The organism is Lentzea kentuckyensis (genome assembly GCF_002150765.1).
GTDB classification, from domain to species: Bacteria; Actinomycetota; Actinomycetes; order Mycobacteriales; family Pseudonocardiaceae; genus Lentzea; species Lentzea kentuckyensis.
The window spans coordinates 1-20,422 of the sequence record NZ_MUYM01000005.1 but is presented as its reverse complement, the minus strand read 5'-3'; the positions used below and the strand labels follow the sequence as shown (position 1 = coordinate 20,422).

Sequence of the window (20,422 nt, the reverse complement as noted above, 5' to 3'; positions counted from 1 at the left end):
CTGTGGTTTTGTCCACAGTGGAGTTCGCCGTGGTCTGGGAGGCGCAACGCCTCCCGGCCGCGCACGTTGCTCTCGACACGCGGATTCCCTCCATCACCCACACCGAGAAGGCCGAGGTGGTGAAGCGGGCCTGGGAGTCGTTGGAGGCGCGCGGGCTGGCGAACAACGGGCGGGTCGTGTCCGAGTTGGCCGACGGGTTCGCGTTGCTGGCCAACGCGAACACGTCGATCGACCTGTGGATCTGGGCCGACCGGCAGATCAGCGGGCTGGCCGCGGCGATCGGGGACGAGGCGATCCTGGCGGTGCAGGATCGCGACGAGATGTGGTTGATCGAGGCCCGTGGGACCGCTCTCGCGGAGGCCGCGGTGTCGGTTGCCGGGGAGATGCCGGCCGGGTACGGGCGGTCGATCAGCCTGCCGTACGACGATCTTGTGGCTGCGGCCAAGGACGTCGGGCGGGACGCGCAGCGGATGATCACCACGTTGGAGCGGCAGGGAATGCGGCTCGGTGACGCTCAGGAACTCGCGGGAATGCTCGACGGCACTTCGACGCGCGGGCAGTTCGGTGTGCAGCGCAACGGGCGGCGGGCCGGCCGGGTCGTTTCCTTTCACGACACGCACAACGGGCGTTATCTGCGCCAGCTCAAGCCGAGCAGTGACGGGCGCAAATGGTGCACCATCACGCCGGTCGACAACCATCGCCTCGCGGCTTCCATCTGGGAGCTGCTGCAAGAGGTGTGATCGCGGAACCCCTGGCCGTGCCCGCCCGTCGAACCTGAAGGGCGGGCACGAAAGAGCGAATCGGCGCCCTGCTCGGCGCAGTTCGTTCTAAGGTCTTCGAGGAGACATGAGGGGGTAGGCGCGCATGGCTGTGGCGAAGTTCAACAGCGAAGCCATGGAACAGTGCCGCACGACCGTGAGCAGCCAGGCCGGACAATTCGGCGCGATCGGTGACGGCTTTTCCAATCAGTACGGCAATCCGGACATTTTCGGAAAACTCGGCGCTTCCGGCGCTGTCTCGGGCGCGGTGACCGCAATGGATCAGGCGGGCGCGCAGGAATTCGAGGCGGCCGAGAAAGTGTTGCGCAAGGTCGAAAGCGCGCTCGACGCGGTGCAGACCAGCGTTCAGGACGTCGAGGAAGTCAACAAGAACTCCATGAAGGCGGTCTGACGTGAGCGCGATGGACGAGGTCGCGGCACTGCCGGGAGGGGCCGAGCTGGCCGCGCTCGCCGACAAGATCGAGACCGCGCAACCGCAGGCCGTGCGCGACATCGCGAACCGCTGGAAGCAGGCGGCCGGCAAGTGCGGTGACCAGACGAACGCCCTGCAGCGGTCGGTCAGCCAGCTCGACGGCGCCTGGGAGGGCAAGTCGGCGGACGGGTTCGTCGCCTACATGGGCAATGTCACGAAGGCCGGCACTTCGATGACGGACGCGCTCAACGGTGCCGCGGCCGACCTGGAGGCGGCCGCGAACGCGTTGGAGTCCGCGAAGACCTCGATGACGAGCATCTGCGAGAACCTGTTGAGCCGCGCTCGCCAGACGCGCCAGCAGCTGCACAACCAGCCGCAGGAGGATGTCGACAGCGTCATTCGCGGCTACTGCGCCGAGGCGACGAGCGACGCGAAACCCGTTGTCTCCCAGGTGGAAAACGCCGTGAACGCCGCCGCGGGCGCCCTCAAGGGCCGACCTGGCGCGCTCGCGCCGAAGTTCTCGTCCATTGAGGACCCGAACACGCAGGCGTTCGTCCCCGCAGCCGGCAAGCCGGTCGAGTGGGCACCGTCCGCGCCGCCCGACGACTCGACCAAGGCGTCCTCTTCGGACACTCCGCCCCCGCAGCAACAGCAGCAGTCCGCTCCCGCCCAGCACCAAGGTGGTGGCAGTGGCGGCGGAGGTGGCGGCTCCGAAGGCGGTGGTGGCGGCGGAGGCGGCGGTGGCATGGGCCCCAGCGGCGGCCCGCCCTCCGGCAGCCCGCCTCCCGGCAACGTCGAGGAATGGATCCGCGAGGCCATCAAGATCCTGCAGGCCAACGGCATCCCGGTCACCGACGCGAACATCGACGAGATCTGGAAGATCATCGAGAAGGAGTCGAGCGGCAACCCGCACGCCATCAACCTCTGGGACTCGAACTACCAGGCGGGCCACCCGTCCAAGGGCCTGATGCAGTGCATCGACTCGACGTTCAACGCCCACAAGCTGCCCGGCCACGACGACATCTGGAACCCGGTCGACAACATCATCGCCGGCGTCCGGTACACGTTCTCGCGCTACGGCGGCTTCGAAGGCCACCCCGGCCTGAAGGCGATGTCCCAGGGCGGCGGCTACCAGGGCTACTGACCAGGGAGTTAGCCTCAGGGCATGCTCACCGTGGCTGCCCGCGCCGACGTCCCGCCCTTCCACGTCATGGACGTGCTTTCCGCTGCCGCGCTGAGGCAGCGGACGCACGGTGACGTGATCTCACTGGCCGCCGGGCAGCCTTCGAGCCCGGCGCCGAAACCTGTGCGGGACGCCGCCGCGAAAGCGCTGAACGACCACGCGCTCGGCTACACCGAGCAGCTCGGCATCCCCGAGCTGCGCCAGGCCATCGCCGGCCACTACAAGCGCGAGTACGACCTCGACGTGACCGCTGACGACGTGGTGGTCACGACGGGGTCGTCCGGCGCGTTCACGCTGGCGTTCCTGGCCGCGTTCGACGCCGGCGACAAGGTCGCCCTGGCGCGGCCCGGCTATCCCGCCTACCGCAACATCCTGAAAGCGCTGGGATGCGAGGTCGTCGAGCTGCCGTGCGGCCCGGAAACGCGCTTCCAGCCCACGGTCGAGATGCTCGGCGCCGACCTCAAAGGCGTGATCGTCGCCAGTCCGGCCAACCCGACCGGGACCACAGTGGACATCGGCCCGATCGCGAACTGGTGCCAGCACAACGGTGTCCAGCTGGTCAGCGACGAGATCTACCACGGCATCAGCTACGGCGAACCGCTGCACTGCGCCTGGGAAACCTCGCGAGAGGCCATCGTCGTCAACTCGTTCTCCAAGGCATTCGCGATGACGGGCTGGCGGCTCGGCTGGATGCTTCTCCCGGAACGACTCCGCAGGGCCGTCGACTGCCTGACCGGCAACTTCACCCTGTGCCCGCCCGCATTGGCGCAATACGCCGCCGTCGAGGCATTTCACGAGGACGCCTACGCGGAAACCGCACAACACCTGAAAAGGTACAAAACCAACCGGGACATCCTCCTCGAAGGCCTGACGAACCTGGGCATCGACAAGCTCGCACCGGCCGACGGCGCGTTCTACGTCTACGCCGACATCCGGCACCTGACCGACGACTCGATGGCGTTCTGCCGCCGGTTCCTCGACGACACCGGCGTCGCGATCGTTCCCGGCATCGACTTCGACCCCGTCGACGGGCACCACTTCGTGCGGATGTCCTTCGCCGGTGCAACACAGGACATCGAAGCAGCGTTGGTACGTCTGAAGGCATGGCTGTGAAGGGGAGGAACCCATGTGGGCGATCATCGGGTGGCTGGTGGCGATCTGGATCGTGCTGGCCGTCGTCGGAGCCGTCGTGAAAGGCCTTTTCTGGCTCGCTGTGATTGGAGGACTACTCCTCGCAGGCACGGCCGCTTACGGTGCGATCAAATCCAAGCGGTGACCCTGGCCTAAATGGGACGTACCGCTCACCATGAAGCGGTGTTGCAGTCCAACGAGGCCCGCCTCGAACGGTGGGAGCGAAAGGTCGAGTGGCCGCTGACGGCTCTCGCCGTGCTGTTCCTCGTCGCGTACGCGTGGCAGGTCTTCGACGATCACGGCAGCATGCATTTCACCCTGGAAATCGTGTTGTGGCTGGTCTGGGCCGTGTTCGCGGCGGAGTACGTGACCAGGCTGACGCTCGCGAACAACAAGATCCACTTCCTGAAATCGCACCTCTTCGATCTCGCCGCGGTCGTGCTGCCGATGGTGCGGCAGCTCCGGGTGCTCCGGCTGATCACCGTCATCACACTGCTGAACAAGAAGTTCCAGCACAAAATCCGGCAACGGGTCAGCATTTACGTCGGCGGCGTGACGATAATCGTCGTTTTCTGCGCGAGCCTGGCCGTGCTGGACGCGGAAAGGCACGCGGAAAACGCGAGCATCACGACGTTCGGCGACGCGCTGTGGTGGACGCTCACCACCATGTCGACGGTCGGCTACGGCGACCGCTTCCCCGTCACGGCCGAGGGACGGCTGGTGGCCGGGCTGCTCATGGTCGGCGGCATCGCCCTGCTCGGTGTCATCACCGGAACGATCGCCAGCTGGCTCGTGGAAAAGCTGCGCGGCGTCGAGGAAGCCGAACTCGAGACCGCGCAGGAGCTCCGGAACCTACGCGCCGAGATCGCCGAACTCCGCGCGGAGCTCAACACGCGCAGCGGCGGCTGACGTCCACAACCGCGCGTCGATCCCGAACGCCGCGGCGCCGTCGATGTTCGTCTGACGGTCGTCCAGGAAGATCAGGTCGGCCGGCGCCGCACCCAGCACGCCGCACAGGTGCTCCCAGATCGCCACGTCCGGCTTCGCGTACCCGAGGTCGCCGGAGAAGATCAGGTGCCGGAAGTGCTTGGCCCACGTCACCTTCTCGGCGAGCCGCGCGAACGTCACCGGCGCGTTCGACAGCAACGCGAGCGGCACCTCCAGCGCCGACAGATCCTCGATCAGCGCGACGGTCTCCGCCACCGGGTCGTCCAGCCACCCGGCGTTGTCGAGCGCGGTCAGTTCGCGCACGGACGTGTCGTCGAAAGTCAGCCCCAGCGACGACCCGATCAACGACCAGTAGTCGCCGTCCGACCCGCCGCGGTCGTAGGCGTCCCGATCCCAGTAGGCGCCCTCGAAGCGTTCCACGGGCACCCCGAGCCGCGCGGCCATCGCGGGCAGCGCCGGGTTCCGCTGACTGATGACCTCGCCGAAGTCGAACACGATCCAGCGCATCTCAGGCGTCCTCTCGTAGCCGGCGCAGCACCTCGGCGATGTCGGACGAGTCCACGTCGCCGTGCGTCACGAACCGGACCTTGCCAGACATCGGACTGGCGAAAACCCCGAGATCGCGCAACGACGACAGCGTCTTGGCCGGCTCCGGCACGGACGCCAGCACGATGTTCGTGGCGGGCTCCGGCACGTCCCAGCCCAACGAACGCAGCCCGGCGGCCAACGCCGAGGCATGAGCGTGATCGTCGGCGAGCCGCGAGATCCGGTCCAGGGCGACGAGCCCGGCGGCCGCCAGCACACCACCCTGCCGAACCCCGCCACCGAGCATCTTCCGCACCCGCCGGGCCTCGACCACGAAGGACGCGGACCCGGCCACGACCGACCCGACCGGCGCCCCGAGCCCCTTTGAGAGACACACCTGCACCGTGTCGGCACCAACGGCCAACTCAGCAGGCGTCACCCCGAGTGCCACCGACGCGTTCCACAGCCGTGCGCCGTCCAAGTGCACAGCCAGCCCAACGGACCGAGCAGCAGCAACCAGCAGTGCGTGCTCATCAGCCGTGGTCACGGTGCCACCGGCAGCGTTGTGCGTGTTCTCCACGCACAACAACGTCGTGCGAAGCCCGTAATAAGGAGACTCACCACCACCGGCGGCCACCACGGCTTCGGGCGTCACGACCGGCAGCGCGTGCGGCATCCCTCCCGCCAGCCAGGCGGCCGTTCCGAGCTCGGCGTCAAGCACGTGCGCGCCGAGCGGAGCCAGGAACCGGTCACCGCGCTCGAGGTGCAGGAACAACGCGATGAGGTTGCCCATTGACCCGGACGGAACCCACAGGGCGGCTTCGACGCCGACCAACTCGGCGACCCGCTCCTCCAGCAGAGCCATGGTCGGGTCGTGGTCCAGGACGTCGTCGCCGACCTCGGCCGAGGCCATCGCGCGACGCATCTCCTCGTCCGGCTGGGTGACGGTGTCCGAGCGCAGGTCGATGGGGGTCACGCGCCCGATCACATCACATCCGGTGAACGACCGAGGGGGTGATGTAGCTCTCCCCGGTGGTTCGTGCAACCGTTGGTGACCCGGATTCCGTCCGGTAAGTGCAACTCGAGGAACGAGCGGAGAGCAGTCCGCGTGGATCAGCGCGACGAGCAGGAGTTCGCGGAGTACTTCGTGGCTCGCCGTGAGGCCGTGCGCCGAACGGCATACCTGCTGTGCGGCGACTGGCACCGCGCTGACGACTTCGCGCAGACAGCGTTCGTGGCGGTGCACAGGAGGTGGCGGAAGATCCGGGACAAGCAGGCTCTCGACGCCTACGTCCGGCGCACCGTCGTGCGTGCGGTGATCGACGAGTCGCGCCGTCCGTGGCGGCGCGAGAAGTTCACCGACGAGATGCCGGAACCACCGACGACGGACCACGAGATCGGTGAGACGGTCGCGACGCGCGAGGCGTTGATGAAGGGCCTGCGCAGAGTCCCGCCCCGGCAACGGGCCGTGCTCGTGCTGAGGTTCCTCGAGGGCCTCGACGTGACGGCCACGGCCGAGGTGCTGAAGTGCTCGGAAGGAACTGTGAAGAGTCAGACCGCCCGCGGGCTGACCGCGTTGCGGGAAGCTCTCGGTGACGCCATCGACGATCTGCGACCGGCGTCGTGAACAACGTCGTGCACACGAGCGAGAGGAGGACGTAGATGGACGAGCAGAAGCTCGCGGACCTGTTCCGCGACGCCGCGCACGACGCGCCACCGGCGTCCTTCGACGCGAGTGACGTCCGGACGGCTTCGCGACGCGCCACGGTCCGCAGGCGCAACTCGATCGCCGCCGGCACTACCCTGGTCGTGGTGCTCGGTTTCGGCGGTGTCGTCGCGGGTACCAACTGGATCACGCAGGAGAAGAACAGTTCGACCGTGGCTGGTTCTGGGCAGCAGCAGGACAACGCGGCACAATCGCCGATGACCGCGCTGGAACAGGGTCAGCCGACCCAGAAGGACTCCCCGTACGGCGAATCGTCCACGCAGGGGGACGGGACGCCATCGGGGAGCGTTGACCCAACGGTCAGCGCGCGCGCAGTGCAGGGCTGCGCAGGTGTGGACCGAGAGCTCGCCGTCGCCCTCGCCGGAGAGCTTTCGGTCTCACCGGAATTCGCCATCCCGCCGACGGTGACGTGCTCACCGGACTCCCGCTCGGCCGCGTTCAAGATCGATGGCCTGACCGTCACCGCGATCGTCACGCCAGGGCAGTTCGACGCCCCCGCCGACGCGCGGACGGAGAAGGTGAAGACGGCGAAAGGCCAGGACCTCTACGTCCTCACCCAGGGTGACGGCGAGGCGAAGGGCAAGGCCAGGCAGTTCGCGGACGCACTGGCCCCGAGGTTCTGATCGTTCGCCAAGTACTCTGGCGCGACTATGACGGCAGCAACCCCCAAGGGTGAGCGCAGGCGGCAGGCGCTCGTCGAGGCCGCGTCCGAACTGCTCGTGCAGGGCGGGTTCGACGCGGTCAGGCACCGCGCGGTCGCCGAACGCGCAGGTCTGCCGCTCGCGTCGACCACGTACTACTTCGACTCGCTGGACGAGCTGATCACCGCGGCCGTCGAGTTCCACGCCCATGCGGAACTGGCGAGCTGCCGCGAACGCCTGACGACGATCTCGAACCGGCTGACCGACGACGACGTGCTCGTCGACCTGGTCCTCGACCTGCTGGTCGGCCAGGACGGCACCGACACCGAGACGATGCTGCTGCGTTACGAACGCCTCGTCGCGACCGGCCGCCGCCCGTATCTGCGGCCGTTGATGCGCGTGCTGTCCACGGAGCTGCACGAGCTGGTCGCCGACATCTTCGCCCGCTCGGGCCGGGACATCGCGCCGGGCCGGATCGAGGAGTTGATCGCACTGGTCGACGGCTCGATGGTGAACGCGTTCATCGAGCTGAAGCCGGACCCGCGCGGCGTGGCGGCCAGGATGCTCCGTTCGGCTCTTTCGCGTCAGGAGTGATGCAACCTCGCGTTCCCCTGATGCGTTCCCCTGTTTGAGGACGCGAGAGGGGATCGCATGCGCAAGGCCGATGAGCAGGGCTTTCGCGAGTTCGCGGCAGCCAATGCCGCGTCTTTGCGACGCACTGCATATCTGTTCTGTGGCGACTGGCACACGGCAGAAGACCTGATGCAGTCGAGCCTGATGAAGATGTACATCGCCTGGAAGCGCATCAAGGATCTCGACAACCTGATCGCCTACGCCCGCAAGGTGCTGCTGCGCACCTGGCTGGACGAGAAGCGCAGGCCGTGGCGCAGAGCCGAGCAGCGCGACGGGGAGCTGCCGGACGCCGCGGACGCCACTGTTGATCCCGACACGACCAGCGCGAAGCTGTGGGCACGTGAGTTGGTGCACACCGCGTTGCTGCAGGTGCCGCCGAGGCAACGGGCGGTGCTCGTGCTGCGTTATTTCGAAGACCTGTCGGTCGCCGAGGTGGCGGTGGCCATGGGTTGTACCGAGGGAACGGTCAAGAGCCAGACGGCGCGCGGCCTCGCGACGTTGCGCGCCATCGTGGAGAAGCTCGACAGCAGTTCGGGGAGGGTCGCGTCGTGAGTGAGCAGGAAATCCGCGAGGGAATGCTGCTGGCCGTCTGGGACGAGCCGCCGCTCGACTTCGACCCCGACACCCTGATCAGGCGGGTCGAGCAGAAAAAAAGTCGTCGCCGAGCGCTGGTGGGTGTGGGAGTGGCTACGGCGGTGATCGCCGTGGCGTCCTTCGCCCTGCCCGGCCTGCTGCCCCGCGGCAACGACAGCCAGCTCGGCTCCGAGACCCGGACGAGCACGTCCGCGCCTCCGAGCGAGGCTGCGGAGAAGAGGGTCAGTCGTATCGGTGACGCGCTGGCGGAGACGCTCGCGCTGAAGGTGACCTCCTTCAAGGAGGTCTACGCGGAGATCCGCCCCGGCCCTCCCGGCTACGGGCCGTCCTCGACGTCGATCCCGACGAGGAAGGCCTCTGACCAGTCGTTCTGGGGCTACGTCTTCCTGACCGATCAGATCGGACCGACTTCGCTGCGCGTGGAAGTCATGAGGGGCGACTTCAACTCGAGGAACCTGTGCGGCGGCGCGGTGCTGTGCCGTGATCTCCCGCAGAAGGACGGGTCGACCGTCACCGAGGTCGAGTACGACCAGGGAGGCCCGCAGATCGCGCACTCGGAGGTGGTGCGCCGGTTCCCCAGCGGACTCAACGTGACGATCTCCAGCCACAACTACAACCCGGCGTCGGGCAGCGGTCTGCGCGAGACGGTGCCGGTGCGCGTGGGGGTGCTCACAGAGCTCGTCACGGACCCGAGCATCGACTGGGAGTGAGTCCTGTGTGCACTAATCTGGCGGGGTGACCAAGCCGCGCATCGCCAACGTCCTCGCAGGTCGCTACGCCTCCACGTCGCTCGCGACGCTCTGGTCGGCCGAGCACAAGATCGTGTTGGAGCGCCAGCTGTGGCTCGCCGTGCTGCGCGCCCAGGCGGCGGCCGGCATCGAGGTCCCGGCGACCGCGATCGCCGACTACGAGCGGGTGCTGGAGCAGGTCGACCTGGAGTCGATCGCGGCGCGTGAGCGGGTCACGCGGCACGACGTGAAGGCGCGCATCGAGGAGTTCAACGCGCTCGCCGGACACGAGCAGGTGCACAAGGGCATGACCTCGCGCGACCTGACCGAGAACGTCGAGCAGCTGCAGGTGCTGCGGTCGCTGGAGCTGATCAGGTCCAAGGTCGCGGCGGTGCTCGGGCGCCTCGCGCGGCTCGCGGCCGAGCACTCCGACCTCGTCATGGCCGGCCGCTCGCACAACGTGGCCGCGCAGGCCACGACGCTGGGCAAACGGTTCGCGACCGGTGCGGACGAGCTGCTGGTGGCGTTCGGCAGGCTGGACGAGCTGATCGCGCGGTACCCGTTGCGCGGCATCAAGGGCCCGGTCGGCACCGCCCAGGACATGCTCGACCTGCTCGGCACGCCGGAGAAGCTGACCGAGCTGGAGCGCACGGTCGCCGGCCACCTCGGCTTCGAGCGCGTGCTCACGAGCGTCGGCCAGGTCTACCCGCGCTCGCTCGACTTCGACGTCGTGTCGACGCTCGTGCAGCTCGCGGCGGCGCCGTCGTCGGTCGCGAAGACCATCCGCCTGATGGCCGGCCACGAACTGGTGACCGAGGGCTTCAAGCCAGGTCAGGTCGGGTCCAGCGCGATGCCGCACAAGATGAACACCCGCTCGTGTGAGCGCGTGAACGGCTTCGCCGTGATCCTGCGCGGCTACCTGTCGATGGTCGGCGAGCTCGCGGGCGACCAGTGGAACGAGGGTGACGTGTCGTGCTCGGTGGTCCGCCGGGTCGCGTTGCCGGACGCGTTCTTCGCGTTCGACGGGCTGCTGGAGACGTTCCTGACGGTGCTGGACGAGTTCGGCGCCTACCCGGCCGTGGTCGCGCGTGAGCTCGACCGCTACCTGCCGTTCCTCGGCACGACGAAGGTGCTGATGGCGGCGGTGCGCGCGGGCGTCGGCCGGGAGACCGCGCACGAGGCCATCAAGGAGAACGCGGTGGCCGTCGCGCTGGCGATGCGCGAGCAGGGTCTCGCGGAGAACGACCTGCTGGACCGCCTGGCCGCCGACGAGCGCCTGCCGCTCGACCGGGCCGCGCTGGACGCGCTGCTGGCCGACCGCCTGTCGTTCACGGGCGTGGCGTCGGCGCAGGTCGCGTCGGTCGTCGAGCAGGTCGCCGCGGTCGTCGAGAAGTACCCGGCCTACGAGCCTGAGCCGATTCTGTGATCGTTTCCGATCTGGTCGTCTACCCGATCAAGGGGTGTGGCGGGTACTCCGTGAGGTCCTCGGTCGTGGACCTCACGGGGTTGCGCGGCGACCGGATGATGATGTTGGTGGACGACGAGGGCGTGTTCCTGTCGCAGCGCAAGGTGCCCGCGATGGCCGCGCTGCGTCCGTACCTCACGGACTCTTCGCTGCTGATCGGCGGGCAGTCGTTCCCGATCGTCGCCGACGGGCCTCGGGTGCCGGTGGTCGTGCACACCTGGCAGGGGTCCGGGGTGGACCAGGGCGATGCCGCCGCTGCTCACTTCTCCGACCTGCTGGGAAAGCCGGTGCGGCTCGTGCGGACGCCACCCGGCCTGCGCAGGGAGACGACCGGCGAGACCACCGGCCTCGTCGGATACGCGGACGGCAACGCGTTGCTGATGCTCTCGCTGTCCTCGTTGGACGGGTTGAACGAGCGCATCCTGGAGCGCGGCGGCGAGCCCGTGCCGATGAACCGGTTCCGTCCGAACGTGGTCATGTCCGGGTGGCCGGAACCGCACACGGAGGACCGGGTGCGGCGGGCGGTGGTCGGCGACGTGGAGCTGGGCTACGCCAAGGACTGTGTGCGGTGCGCGGTGCCGATGGTCGACCAGGAGACCGGGGTGAAGGCCGGCCCGGAGCCGATCCGCTCGCTCGCGACCTACCGGCGCGACGCCGACGGCGGCGTGACCTTCGGGATGAAGGCGCAGGTCGTGCGCACCGGCACCATCGCCGTCGGCGACAGGATCGACGTCCTGGAGTGGGCCGCCGCTTAGGCCCGGTGCCAGCGCAGCCGGTCGCCGCGCTTGGGGTCCTTGCGGCAGACCAACGGCTCGCCGCGCAGGTCGATGCCGCTCGCGCCCTCGGGACTGCACGACGCGTTCTCGATCACGAGCAGGCCCTGTTGCGGGGGCGTCGTGGTCGTCGTCGGCTGCTGAGCGGGCGGAGGAGCCTGCACTGGTGGCGGCTTGGGCTTCGTGGTCGTCGTGGTGGCCGTCGTCGTGTCGGACGAGGTCTTCACCGTGATGTCGGCCACGTCCGGGGTCGGCACGATGCTGACCGACTGGATCGTGCTCGTGTCCGGTGAGCCCGACTGAGAGGACGAGATGGGGGTGGAGTCGATGCCCCACCCGGCCACGCCCAGCACGATGAGCAGTCCCGCGCTGGCCAACGCCGGGATCCACAACGCCTTTCGGGTGAGCACGGGGTGCACCTTAAGGCTCTTCGAGCTTGATCTGTAGTGGTGAGGGGTGTACGTCGGTTTCCGGAACCTGCTGCACGTAGGCTGACCGGCGTGCCAACGCTCGCTGACTACCAGCACGTCGCCCGCGGCAAGGTTCGCGATCTGTACGACGTGGACGACGAGCTGCTGCTGTTCGTCGCGTCCGACCGCATCTCCGCGTACGACCACATCCTGAGCACGGAGATCCCGGACAAGGGCCGCGTGCTCACCGCGATGAGCGTGTTCTGGTTCGAGCGCCTCACCCCGAACCACCTGGTCGCGTACGACGACCCGCGCATCCCCGCCGAGGTCCGCGGCCGGGCGCTGCTGGTGCGCAAGCTGCAGATGTTGGACGTCGAGTGCGTGGCGCGCGGGTACCTGACCGGCTCCGGCATGGCCGACTACACGGCGACCGGTGCGGTGTGCGGAATCGAGCTGCCGGCCGGGCTGGTCGAGGCCTCCGAGCTGAACCCGCCGATTTTCACGCCCGCGTCGAAGGCCGAGATCGGGGCGCACGACGAGAACGTGTCGTTCGACGTCATCGCCGCGAAGCACGGTGAGGAGCTGGCGTCCAAGCTGCGTGACCGCACGATCGAGCTGTACAGCGAGGCGCGCGCGTACGCGTTGACGCGCGGTCTGATCCTCGCGGACACGAAGTTCGAGTTCGGGCTGGACGCCGACGGCGAGCTGATCCTGGCCGACGAGGTGTTCACGCCGGACTCGTCGCGGTACTGGCCGGCCGAGGGCTACGAGCCCGGTCGCGTGCAGCCGTCGTTCGACAAGCAGTACGTGCGTGACTGGCTGACGTCTGCCGAGTCGGGCTGGGACCGCAAGAGCGACACTCCTCCGCCCGCGTTGCCCGTGGAGGTCGTGGAGGCCACTCGGGCGAGGTACGTCGAGGCGTACGAGCGGCTTACTGGCCGGTCTTTCGCTGACTGGCTCGCGTGAGTTAGCTCCGCTTTCACGCGGATGTCACCACGGCGTGGCGCACTCATACGGTGCACTCACAGCTCGTGGTCTCTCTGTCCGGCATCGGTCCGCAGACACTCGACCGATGCGCTGAACTCGCCGCGGCTCTCGACCCGCGGAAGGTGCCGTTGTCGCTGCTCGTGATCCCTCGCGAGCTCGACAGGGCGCAGGAATGGGTGCGGCAGCGCGCCGCACTCGGCGATGCCGTCGTGTTGCACGGCCTGGGCCAACGGCGGTTGCCCGCCTACGAGGCGGGGTTGTTGTTGATGGGCGCCCGTGTGCAGATGGACGCCATCGGGCTCAACGCCGACACGTTCGCGCCACGCCGTTGTGTCGCGTCGCCTGGGACGTTGATCGCGCTCGCCAAGCACAAGTTCACCCGCTGCGCCGACGCGCACGCCGTCCGCGACGTGGGCACCGGGCTCGTGACGCTGGGGCGCCTGCACGCGCTGACCGAGCGCAGCAGCTTCGGTGAGCTGCGGTCGCTCGCGCTGGTCTACGCGGCGGCCAGGTCCGCGCGCCGAGGTGGTCTGACCCGGATCACCGTCGACGCACGTGACCTGCACCGGTCCGGTGCGCGGCAGGCCGTGCTCGACGCCGTGGACATCGCACTCGCCCACGACGCCGCGCCGACCACCTACGTCAGACTGCCGTCTCCTCGCCAAGCGTCAGCGGCCTGACTTCGGTGCCCTCAGGCTTGAGCATGTCGAACATCCGGTAGGCGTTCTCGGGCATGGACAGCAGCTTCTCGTGGATCGGCACGGCGACCCGCGGCTTGATCGCCCGCATGAAGTCGACGGCCTCGCCGAGCCGCAGCCACGGCGCGCCCGAGGGCAGCCCGAGCACGTCGATGTCCTCGTCCGGCACGAACAGCGAGTCGCCGGGGTGGTAGAACGCGCCGTCGCCGACCACGTAGGCGGTGTTCGGCACGATCGGGATGTCCTCGTGGATCATCGCGTGCTGACCGCCGACGACCTTGACCGACGTGTCGCCGACCTTGAACACATCACCCGGCCGGGCGACGGTCGGATTCTCGGTCTGGTCGGCGGAACCCTCGTCGACGATCAGCTGCGCCTGCGGGTTGGCCTTGAGCAGCGCGGGCAGCTTCGCGACGTCCAGGTGGTCGTAGTGCTGGTGCGTGATCAGCACCGCGTCCAGGTCTTCCAGGTCCTCGAACCCGCTCGAGAACGTGCCGGGGTCGATCAGGATGCGGGTCGTTCCCGTGTCGAGAAGTACGCAGGCATGACCGAAATGGACAACTTGCACAGATTCCTCCATTACCGACGTTCGGCGGGCTGACACAGTCAGGTGGCGTCGGAAGTATCAAAAGGCATGAGGAAAACCCTGCAACTCCTCACGGCACTGGCGCTCGCCCTGCCGATGACGTCCTTCGTCCCTGCTACCACCACCTCTACACCTGCTCAGGCTGCGTCGCCGCAGTCGCAGGAAATCGGCACCGAGGAATCGATCTCGGTCCGCGTGGGTGGACAGTCCCGGTCGACCGTGATCGACCGGCCAGGCTCCGGTTACGTGAAGATCCATTTCACCGACCTGCGGATCCTGCCCGGCGACGTGCTCACGGTGTCGAACCCTGACGGCACCGAGAAGTACACCTACACGCGGGATCTTCGTTCGTCCCTGACGGCCACGCCCGACGCCACCGGCTTCTGGGCCATGTCGGTCACCGGCTCGTCGGCCGTCGTGTCGCTGAAGAACCCGCTGTCACGCGTGCGGATCGACAAGATCACGCGCGGCTACACCGAGGCCGAGATGTCCTCGCAGCCGTCCGTGCAGAGCATCTGCGGCACGAACGACTACAAGGACGCGGTCTGCTACCAGTCCAGCAACCCGACCGAGTGGGGCAAGACCGCGTCCGTCGCGAAGCTGCTGCGCAACGGCAGTTCGCTGTGCACGGCGTGGCGGGTCGGCCCGAACAACCGCATGCTGACCAACAACCACTGCTTCACCAGCGTGAGCGGCATCGAGGTCTGGTTCAACTACCAGTGCCCGACCTGCGGCGGCACCGCTTCGGCCACCGTCACCAAGGTGCTGGCGTCCCAGGTGCTCAAGACCGACGCCGGCCTGGACTACACCCTCTTCTCCGTGAACAACTTCGCGGCCATCAGTTCGTTCGGTTACCTCGAACTGGACGCGCGCGTTCCGGCCGTGGGTGAAGAGATGTACATCGTCGGCCACCCGGCCGGGAAGCTGAAGAAGTTGTCGTTGCGCGACAACAACAACGGCGGCGGTTACTGCGTCGTGCGCGCGGTGCGCGTCAACGGCAACGTGTCGCAGTCCGACATCAGCTACATGTGCGACACCGAGGGCGGCTCGTCCGGTTCGCCGGTGCTGTCGAGGAGCACGCACAAGGTGATCGGGCTCCACCACTTCGGTGGCTGCCCGAACCAGGGCGTGCGCATCGACCTCGTCGCCGCGCAGATCAACTCACTGCTGTGAGGATTTCCTGCTCTTCTTGAGCCGTGAGCCCGGCCTTGCGAGGCCGGTCCAGCCCGAGGCCGCGTTCGTACTCCAGCGAGTCGAGCGCGGTCTCGGCCAGCGGCCTGACCCGCAACCCGTTCGCCAGCGCGTTGCTGACGTCGCGGCCGACCATCTTGGCCCACTCGTGCGGCAGCCAGAGCGGCAACGACCGCGGCCCGGCCCACGGGTTGATCTCCAGCTCCTTGAGCACGTGTTCGGGCACCGGCACGAGCTGCGTTCCGGCCGGCGCCGTCGCCCCCGCGATCTCCCCGATGGCCATCTGGAACGGCATCACCGGCCCGGTCGAGTCGTACGTACCGGTGACCCGCTCCTCGGCCGCGAACACGATCCACTGCGCCAGATCCCGCGCGTCGATGTGCTGGAACCCCAGGTCAGGGCTGTCCGGCACGACCACGCGCCCACCCTGGGCCATCCGCGCCGGCCAGTACCCGAACCGGTCGCTCGGGTCGTCCGGCCCGGTGATCAGCCCGGCCCTGACGATGAACTCACGCCCCCGCACCGCCTCCCGCACGGCGTTCTCGCTGGCCACCTTGACGCTGCCGTACCGCTCGGAGGTGAACTCCTGCGTCGGGTCGTCCTCGAGCGGCGGCAACAACTCGTCGCTGCCGGTCGCGTGGTCCGCGTAGACCGAGATGCTGGACACGAACGTCCAGTGCGGCGTCGTCGCCCCGAAGGCCTCCAACGCGTCCCGCACCCAGTTCACCGAGTACTTCGACACGTCGATCACCGCGTCGAACTGCTCGCCGGCCAACTGGTCGAACGCGCCGGGTTTGTTTCTGTCGATCGGGATCAGGCGTGCGCCGTCGGGAACCTCGCCCGAGGCGCCACGGGCCCCGCACACCACGTCGTGGCCCCGGCGCACCGCCTCCGCCGTGATGGCCTTGCTGAGGAACACGGTTCCGCCGAGCACCAGGATCTTCATGATCTCCAGCATCCGTCCGATCTGACGGAAGTGCCAGCGCTCTCCGCTTTCGGCGTAACGCCTCGATCGGCTGGACTTCTTTCAGTACCGTTCGGCCCCGGTCGATGGACGTTTCGTGAGTCTGCACGCCTTCGTCGACGAGTCGCGGCGAAACAACACCTATCTGCTCGCCGTGGCCCTGGTGTCACCCGGCGAGCTGGCCAAGTTCCGCAAGTTCCTGCGCGGCCTGCTGATGCCCGGACAGCACGAGCTGCACTGCAAGAAGGAAACACCGAGCCGGCGGAAGCTGATCGCCTCCCGATTGGTCGCTGAGGGGGTCTCCGTGCGCCTGTACACGCGCAGTTGTGACTGGGGTGACGAGGCGGCCCGTCAGACGTGTCTCGAGAAACTCGTCGCCGACCTGCTGAAGGTCGACGCCCACAGGCTCGTACTGGACTCCCGCGACCAGCGCGATCGACTCGACGCCCAGACGATCCGCACGTCGTTGGGCCCTGCCGCGTGGTCGTCGAACCTTGTTTACGAGCACCGCCGCAGCACCAGCGAGGAGCTTCTGTGGATCGCGGACGTTGTGGCGTGGTGCTACGGGTCCGGTGGTGAATGGCGGGAGCGAGTGCTGCCGGTCGTCGAGTCGATCGTCGATCTGATCTGACCCCAGACAGCGCGATACCCAGCCGCCGACCGTCCGGACGTGGGCTGGGTACACTTCCTCGGCTTACGGGCCTCGGCACGTTCAACTTTACCGAACAGTGCCGCCAAGGCAAGCCGGTTCACCCGATGGTGAAGCCGGGTGAAGATGTGCCTCCGCACACCTGTCGAGTTGATGAACACCCAGGTCAGGTAGGCTCCCGGAGTACCGCCAGCCCCCTCAAACCCGGGAGCAGTCTGTCGTGGCCCGAGTCGTCGTCGACGTCATGCCGAAGCCCGAAATTCTCGACCCGCAAGGCCAGGCGGTGGCGAACGCGCTGCCGCGCCTTGGGTTTGACGGCATCACCGCCGTCCGCCAGGGCAAGCACTTCGAGCTGGAGGTCGCCGACGACGTCGACGACGCCACGCTCGCCAAGATCGCTGAGACCTTCCTCGCCAACCCCGTGATCGAGGACTGGACCGTGCGCAGGGTCGAGGCATGAGGGTCGGTGTCATCACCTTCCCCGGCACGCTCGACGACGTCGACGCGCAAAGGGCCGTGAAGTACGCCGACGGGGAGGCCGTGCCGCTCTGGCACGGCGACCACGACCTGAAGGGCGTTGACGCCGTCATCGTGCCCGGCGGGTTCTCGTACGGCGACTACCTGCGGTGCGGCGCCATCGCGCGGTTCGCACCGGTCATGCAGGAAGTCATCGAGGCCGCGAACAAGGGGATGCCCGTCCTCGGCATCTGCAACGGCTTCCAGATCCTCGCCGAGGCGCACCTGCTGCCCGGCGCGCTCGTCCGCAACCACAAGCTGCACTTCGTGTGCCGCGACCAGTGGCTCAAGGTCGAGAACAACACGACCGCGTGGACGACCCGCTATGACGAAGGCGCCGAGATCCTCGTGCCGCTGAAGTCCGGCGAGGGCGGCTACCAGGCCAACGAGGACACCCTCAAGGAACTGGAAGACAACAACAGGATCGTCTTCCGGTACGTCGGCGAGAACCCGAACGGCAGCCGCAACAACATCGCGGGCATCACCAACGCCAAGGGCAACGTCGTCGGCCTCATGCCGCACCCCGAGCACGCCATCGACGCGCTCACCGGCCCGACCGATGACGGACTGGGCATGTTCCTGTCCCTGCTCGACTCGGTGGTGAAGGCATGAGCATCGACACCGTGAAGAACGCGGAAAGCACGCCCGACCAGGAGCAGCCCTACAAGGAGCTGGGCCTGAAGGACGACGAGTACGCGCGCATCAAGGAGATCCTCGGGCGCCGTCCGACCGACGCCGAACTGGCGATGTACTCGGTCATGTGGAGCGAGCACTGCTCCTACAAGTCGTCCAAGGTGCACCTGAAGTACTTCAGCGAGACCACGACCGACGAGATGCGCAGCAAGATGCTCGCGGGCATCGGCGAGAACGCCGGCGTCGTCGACATCGGCGACGGCTGGGCGATCACGTTCAAGGCCGAGAGCCACAACCACCCGTCCTACGTCGAGCCCTACCAGGGTGCGGCGACGGGTGTCGGCGGTATCGTGCGCGACATCCTCGCGATGGGTGCGCGACCGCTCGCGGTCATGGACCCGCTGCGGTTCGGCAAGCCCGACGCCGCGGACACGCGCAGGGTGCTGCCCGGCATCGTCGCGGGCGTCGGTGGCTACGGGAACTGCCTCGGTCTGCCGAACATCGGCGGCGAGGTCGTGTTCGACGAGTCGTACCAGGGCAACCCGCTGGTCAACGCCCTGTGCGTCGGCGCGATGCGGGTCGAGGACCTGCACCTGGCGCACGCGAGTGGCACCGGCAACAAGGTCATCCTCTACGGCGCGCGCACCGGCCTCGACGGCATCGGTGGCGTCAGCGTGCTCGCGAGCGAGACGTTCGACGACAGCGCCGGCAAGCGCAAGAAGCTGCCGAGCGTGCAGGTCGGCGACCCGTTCACGGAGAAGGTGCTGATCGAGTGCTCCCTGGAGCTCTTCGAGAAGGGCATCGTCGTCGGCATCCAGGACCTCGGCGGCGCGGGCCTGTCCTGCGCGACGAGTGAGCTGGCGTCCGCCGGTGACGGCGGCATGCACGTCTACCTGGAGCGCGTGCCGCTGCGGGCCACCGGCATGACCCCGGCGGAGATCCTCTCCAGCGAGTCCCAGGAACGCATGTGCGCGGTCGTCGAGCCCGCGAACGTCGACGCGTTCATGGAGGTCTGCCGGAAGTGGGACGTCATCGCCACCGAGATCGGTGAGGTGACCGACGGCGACCGCCTGGTGATCACGTACCACGACGAGGTCGTCGTGGACGTGCCGCCGCGCACCGTCGCCCACGAGGGCCCGGTCTACAACAGGCCGATCCAGCGCCCCGCCGACCAGGACGAGCTGCAGGCGAACACGCCGGACAGCCTGCCGAAGCCGGCCCGCGACGAGGTGCTGGAGCTCATCAAGAGCCAGGCGGCCAGCCCCAACCTGGCCTCCAAGCGGTGGGTCACCCAGCAGTACGACCGGTACGTGCGTGGTGGCACGGTCCTCGCGCAGCCCAGCGACTCCGGCATGATCCGGATCGACGAGGAGACGCACCGCGGTGTCGCTCTCTCGACGGACTGCAACGGCCGCTACACCAAGCTCGACCCGTACGAGGGGGCACGGCTCGCGCTCGCGGAGGCGTACCGCAACGTCGCGGCCACCGGTGCCACGCCGGTCGCCGTCACGAACTGCCTCAACTTCGGCTCGCCGGAGGACCCCGGTGTCATGTGGCAGTTCGAGCAGGCCGTGAAGGGCCTCGCGGACGGCTGCGTGGAGCTGGGCATCCCGGTGACCGGCGGCAACGTCAGCTTCTACAACCAGACCGGCTCCACGGCGATCCTGCCGACGCCGGTCGTGGGCGTGCTGGGCGTGATCGACGACGTGCGGCGCCGCATCCCCACCGGGATCGGGGCCGAGGCCGGCGAGACGCTGCTGCTGCTCGGCGAGACGAAGGCCGAGTTCGGCGGGTCGGAGTGGGCGCACGTCGTCCACGGCCACCTCGGCGGTCTGCCGCCGAAGGCCGACCTGCAGCGCGAGAAGCTGCTCGGCGAGGTCCTCGTCGCGGGTTCCCGCGACGGCATGGTCTCCGCCGCGCACGACCTCGCCGAGGGCGGTCTGGCCCAGGCGCTGGTCGAGACGTGCCTGATCGGTGAGACGGGTGCGCGGGTCTTCCTCGAGGGCGACCTGTTCACCGAGCTGTTCAGCGAGTCCGCCGGTCGCGTGCTGGTCGCCGTGCCGCGGACCGAGGAGCAGCGCTTCACCGACATGTGCACCGCCCGCGCTCTGCCGTGGCGCAAGGTCGGCGTCGTCGACCCGGAGTCGAACGCCCTGGAGATCCAGGACCTCGGCTCGCTCCCGCTGACCGAGCTCCGCGAGGCCTGGGAGGGCACCCTCCCGGCACTGTTCGACTGATATGTAGTGGTCT

25 protein-coding genes are annotated in these 20,422 nt (G+C 68.1%); 20 read left to right on the top strand and 5 right to left on the bottom strand.

Translation table 11 applies throughout. The features are described 5' to 3' along the window. Positions 1–2: 2 nt before the first annotated feature. The 6 genes from B0F77_RS03535 to B0F77_RS03515 all read left to right on the top strand — a co-directional run bounded on the left by B0F77_RS03535 (position 3) and on the right by B0F77_RS03515 (position 4,414). Positions 3–740 carry an ESX secretion-associated protein EspG gene (locus B0F77_RS03535; protein ID WP_342746769.1) on the top strand — a complete coding sequence of 246 codons (738 nt, stop codon included), beginning with the start codon at positions 3–5 and terminating at the stop codon, positions 738–740. 124 nt (positions 741–864) lie between these two features. Continuing rightward, entirely contained in the window at positions 865–1,170 is a 306-nt protein-coding gene (locus B0F77_RS03530) for a hypothetical protein (protein WP_086661302.1), read from the top strand. A 1-nt stretch (position 1,171) separates the two neighbouring features. Further along, entirely contained in the window at positions 1,172–2,335 is a 1,164-nt protein-coding gene (locus B0F77_RS03525) for a WXG100 family type VII secretion target (RefSeq protein WP_245847806.1), read from the top strand. Positions 2,336–2,356: 21 nt separating this feature from the next. Then, positions 2,357–3,487: a pyridoxal phosphate-dependent aminotransferase gene (locus B0F77_RS03520; protein ID WP_086661301.1), complete on the top strand. Its 1,131-nt coding sequence runs from the start codon at positions 2,357–2,359 to the stop codon at positions 3,485–3,487. Positions 3,488–3,500: 13 nt separating this feature from the next. Beyond that, a complete protein-coding gene (locus tag B0F77_RS48625; RefSeq protein ID WP_166049133.1) occupies positions 3,501–3,650 on the top strand; it encodes a hypothetical protein in 150 nt (49 codons plus the stop codon). A gap of 38 nt (positions 3,651–3,688) precedes the next feature. After that, positions 3,689–4,414, top strand: a complete 726-nt coding sequence (locus B0F77_RS03515) for a potassium channel family protein (RefSeq protein ID WP_211293646.1) — start codon at positions 3,689–3,691, stop codon at positions 4,412–4,414. Here B0F77_RS03515 and B0F77_RS03510 read toward each other — a convergent pair. Beyond that, entirely contained in the window at positions 4,358–4,960 is a 603-nt protein-coding gene (locus B0F77_RS03510; protein ID WP_086661299.1) for an HAD-IA family hydrolase, read from the bottom strand. The genes B0F77_RS03515 and B0F77_RS03510 overlap by 57 nt on opposite strands. Position 4,961: 1 nt before the next feature. Next, the gene (locus B0F77_RS03505; RefSeq protein ID WP_425435618.1) at positions 4,962–5,903 is read right to left on the bottom strand and encodes a threonine aldolase family protein; all 942 of its coding nucleotides are present in this window, start codon (positions 5,901–5,903) and stop codon (positions 4,962–4,964) included. Positions 5,904–6,086: 183 nt separating this feature from the next. Here B0F77_RS03505 and B0F77_RS03500 point away from each other — a divergent pair, with 183 nt between their 5' ends. The 7 genes from B0F77_RS03500 to B0F77_RS03470 are packed head-to-tail and all read left to right on the top strand — an operon-like array spanning position 6,087 to position 11,520. Then, complete coding sequence (locus B0F77_RS03500; RefSeq protein WP_086661298.1) at positions 6,087–6,605, top strand: SigE family RNA polymerase sigma factor; 519 nt, start codon at positions 6,087–6,089, stop codon at positions 6,603–6,605. A gap of 35 nt (positions 6,606–6,640) precedes the next feature. Further along, complete coding sequence (locus B0F77_RS03495) at positions 6,641–7,327, top strand: hypothetical protein (protein ID WP_086661297.1); 687 nt, start codon at positions 6,641–6,643, stop codon at positions 7,325–7,327. Between the two features lie 27 nt (positions 7,328–7,354). Beyond that, the gene (locus tag B0F77_RS03490; RefSeq protein WP_086661296.1) at positions 7,355–7,939 is read left to right on the top strand and encodes a TetR/AcrR family transcriptional regulator; all 585 of its coding nucleotides are present in this window, start codon (positions 7,355–7,357) and stop codon (positions 7,937–7,939) included. A gap of 57 nt (positions 7,940–7,996) precedes the next feature. Beyond that, entirely contained in the window at positions 7,997–8,530 is a 534-nt protein-coding gene (locus tag B0F77_RS03485; RefSeq protein WP_086661295.1) for a SigE family RNA polymerase sigma factor, read from the top strand. After that, a complete protein-coding gene (locus B0F77_RS03480) occupies positions 8,527–9,282 on the top strand; it encodes a hypothetical protein (RefSeq protein WP_143466544.1) in 756 nt (251 codons plus the stop codon). The genes B0F77_RS03485 and B0F77_RS03480 overlap by 4 nt, the downstream gene beginning before the upstream one ends. A gap of 25 nt (positions 9,283–9,307) precedes the next feature. Beyond that, complete coding sequence (gene purB, locus B0F77_RS03475) at positions 9,308–10,726, top strand: adenylosuccinate lyase (protein ID WP_086661293.1); 1,419 nt, start codon at positions 9,308–9,310, stop codon at positions 10,724–10,726. Then, complete coding sequence (locus tag B0F77_RS03470; protein WP_086661292.1) at positions 10,723–11,520, top strand: MOSC domain-containing protein; 798 nt, start codon at positions 10,723–10,725, stop codon at positions 11,518–11,520. The genes purB and B0F77_RS03470 overlap by 4 nt, the downstream gene beginning before the upstream one ends. Here the strand turns inward: B0F77_RS03470 and B0F77_RS46915 are convergent. Further along, positions 11,517–11,948 carry a hypothetical protein gene (locus B0F77_RS46915; protein WP_143466543.1) on the bottom strand — a complete coding sequence of 144 codons (432 nt, stop codon included), beginning with the start codon at positions 11,946–11,948 and terminating at the stop codon, positions 11,517–11,519. The two genes, B0F77_RS03470 and B0F77_RS46915, sit on opposite strands and share 4 nt — an antisense overlap. 90 nt (positions 11,949–12,038) lie before the next feature. On the opposite strand from B0F77_RS46915, the gene B0F77_RS03460 reads away from it, so the two are divergent. After that, on the top strand, positions 12,039–12,914 hold the full coding sequence (locus B0F77_RS03460) for a phosphoribosylaminoimidazolesuccinocarboxamide synthase (RefSeq protein ID WP_086661290.1): 876 nt from the start codon (positions 12,039–12,041) through the stop codon (positions 12,912–12,914). Positions 12,915–12,964: 50 nt separating this feature from the next. Then, complete coding sequence (locus B0F77_RS03455) at positions 12,965–13,615, top strand: polysaccharide deacetylase family protein (protein WP_086661289.1); 651 nt, start codon at positions 12,965–12,967, stop codon at positions 13,613–13,615. Here the strand turns inward: B0F77_RS03455 and B0F77_RS03450 are convergent. Further along, positions 13,578–14,201 carry an MBL fold metallo-hydrolase gene (locus B0F77_RS03450; protein ID WP_086661288.1) on the bottom strand — a complete coding sequence of 208 codons (624 nt, stop codon included), beginning with the start codon at positions 14,199–14,201 and terminating at the stop codon, positions 13,578–13,580. The two genes, B0F77_RS03455 and B0F77_RS03450, sit on opposite strands and share 38 nt — an antisense overlap. Before the next feature lie 66 nt (positions 14,202–14,267). Here B0F77_RS03450 and B0F77_RS03445 point away from each other — a divergent pair, with 66 nt between their 5' ends. Then, positions 14,268–15,392, top strand: a complete 1,125-nt coding sequence (locus B0F77_RS03445; protein ID WP_086661287.1) for a trypsin-like serine peptidase — start codon at positions 14,268–14,270, stop codon at positions 15,390–15,392. On the opposite strand, the gene B0F77_RS03440 is transcribed toward B0F77_RS03445, so the two are convergent. After that, positions 15,376–16,368, bottom strand: a complete 993-nt coding sequence (locus tag B0F77_RS03440; protein ID WP_245847805.1) for an NAD-dependent epimerase/dehydratase family protein — start codon at positions 16,366–16,368, stop codon at positions 15,376–15,378. The genes B0F77_RS03445 and B0F77_RS03440 overlap by 17 nt on opposite strands. Before the next feature lie 103 nt (positions 16,369–16,471). Here B0F77_RS03440 and B0F77_RS03435 point away from each other — a divergent pair, with 103 nt between their 5' ends. From B0F77_RS03435 to purL, 4 genes are all read left to right on the top strand, one after another. Further along, on the top strand, positions 16,472–17,005 hold the full coding sequence (locus B0F77_RS03435; RefSeq protein WP_086661286.1) for a hypothetical protein: 534 nt from the start codon (positions 16,472–16,474) through the stop codon (positions 17,003–17,005). Positions 17,006–17,243: 238 nt separating this feature from the next. Then, positions 17,244–17,483 carry a phosphoribosylformylglycinamidine synthase subunit PurS gene (gene purS, locus B0F77_RS03430; RefSeq protein ID WP_030465889.1) on the top strand — a complete coding sequence of 80 codons (240 nt, stop codon included), beginning with the start codon at positions 17,244–17,246 and terminating at the stop codon, positions 17,481–17,483. Continuing rightward, positions 17,480–18,151, top strand: a complete 672-nt coding sequence (gene purQ, locus B0F77_RS03425; RefSeq protein WP_086661285.1) for a phosphoribosylformylglycinamidine synthase subunit PurQ — start codon at positions 17,480–17,482, stop codon at positions 18,149–18,151. Before purS ends, purQ begins: the two co-directional genes overlap by 4 nt. Then, complete coding sequence (gene purL / locus B0F77_RS03420; RefSeq protein ID WP_086661284.1) at positions 18,148–20,409, top strand: phosphoribosylformylglycinamidine synthase subunit PurL; 2,262 nt, start codon at positions 18,148–18,150, stop codon at positions 20,407–20,409. The genes purQ and purL overlap by 4 nt, the downstream gene beginning before the upstream one ends. Positions 20,410–20,422 lie beyond the last annotated feature (13 nt).

Bases quoted from the DNA above. Each gene is read 5' to 3' on its own strand.
- B0F77_RS03440 (WP_245847805.1), bottom strand. From the start codon at position 16,368: ATGCTGGAGATCATGAAGATCCTGGTGCTCGGCGGAACCGTGTTCCTC.
- B0F77_RS03505 (WP_425435618.1), bottom strand. From the start codon at position 5,903: ATGCGTCGCGCGATGGCCTCGGCCGAGGTCGGCGACGACGTCCTGGAC.
- B0F77_RS03495 (WP_086661297.1), top strand. From the start codon at position 6,641: ATGGACGAGCAGAAGCTCGCGGACCTGTTCCGCGACGCCGCGCACGAC.
- B0F77_RS03510 (WP_086661299.1), bottom strand. From the start codon at position 4,960: ATGCGCTGGATCGTGTTCGACTTCGGCGAGGTCATCAGTCAGCGGAAC.
- B0F77_RS03485 (WP_086661295.1), top strand. From the start codon at position 7,997: ATGCGCAAGGCCGATGAGCAGGGCTTTCGCGAGTTCGCGGCAGCCAAT.
- B0F77_RS03520 (WP_086661301.1), top strand. From the start codon at position 2,357: ATGCTCACCGTGGCTGCCCGCGCCGACGTCCCGCCCTTCCACGTCATG.
- purL (WP_086661284.1), top strand. From the start codon at position 18,148: ATGAGCATCGACACCGTGAAGAACGCGGAAAGCACGCCCGACCAGGAG.
- B0F77_RS03490 (WP_086661296.1), top strand. From the start codon at position 7,355: ATGACGGCAGCAACCCCCAAGGGTGAGCGCAGGCGGCAGGCGCTCGTC.
- B0F77_RS48625 (WP_166049133.1), top strand. From the start codon at position 3,501: ATGTGGGCGATCATCGGGTGGCTGGTGGCGATCTGGATCGTGCTGGCC.
- B0F77_RS03530 (WP_086661302.1), top strand. From the start codon at position 865: ATGGCTGTGGCGAAGTTCAACAGCGAAGCCATGGAACAGTGCCGCACG.
- purQ (WP_086661285.1), top strand. From the start codon at position 17,480: ATGAGGGTCGGTGTCATCACCTTCCCCGGCACGCTCGACGACGTCGAC.
- B0F77_RS03445 (WP_086661287.1), top strand. From the start codon at position 14,268: ATGAGGAAAACCCTGCAACTCCTCACGGCACTGGCGCTCGCCCTGCCG.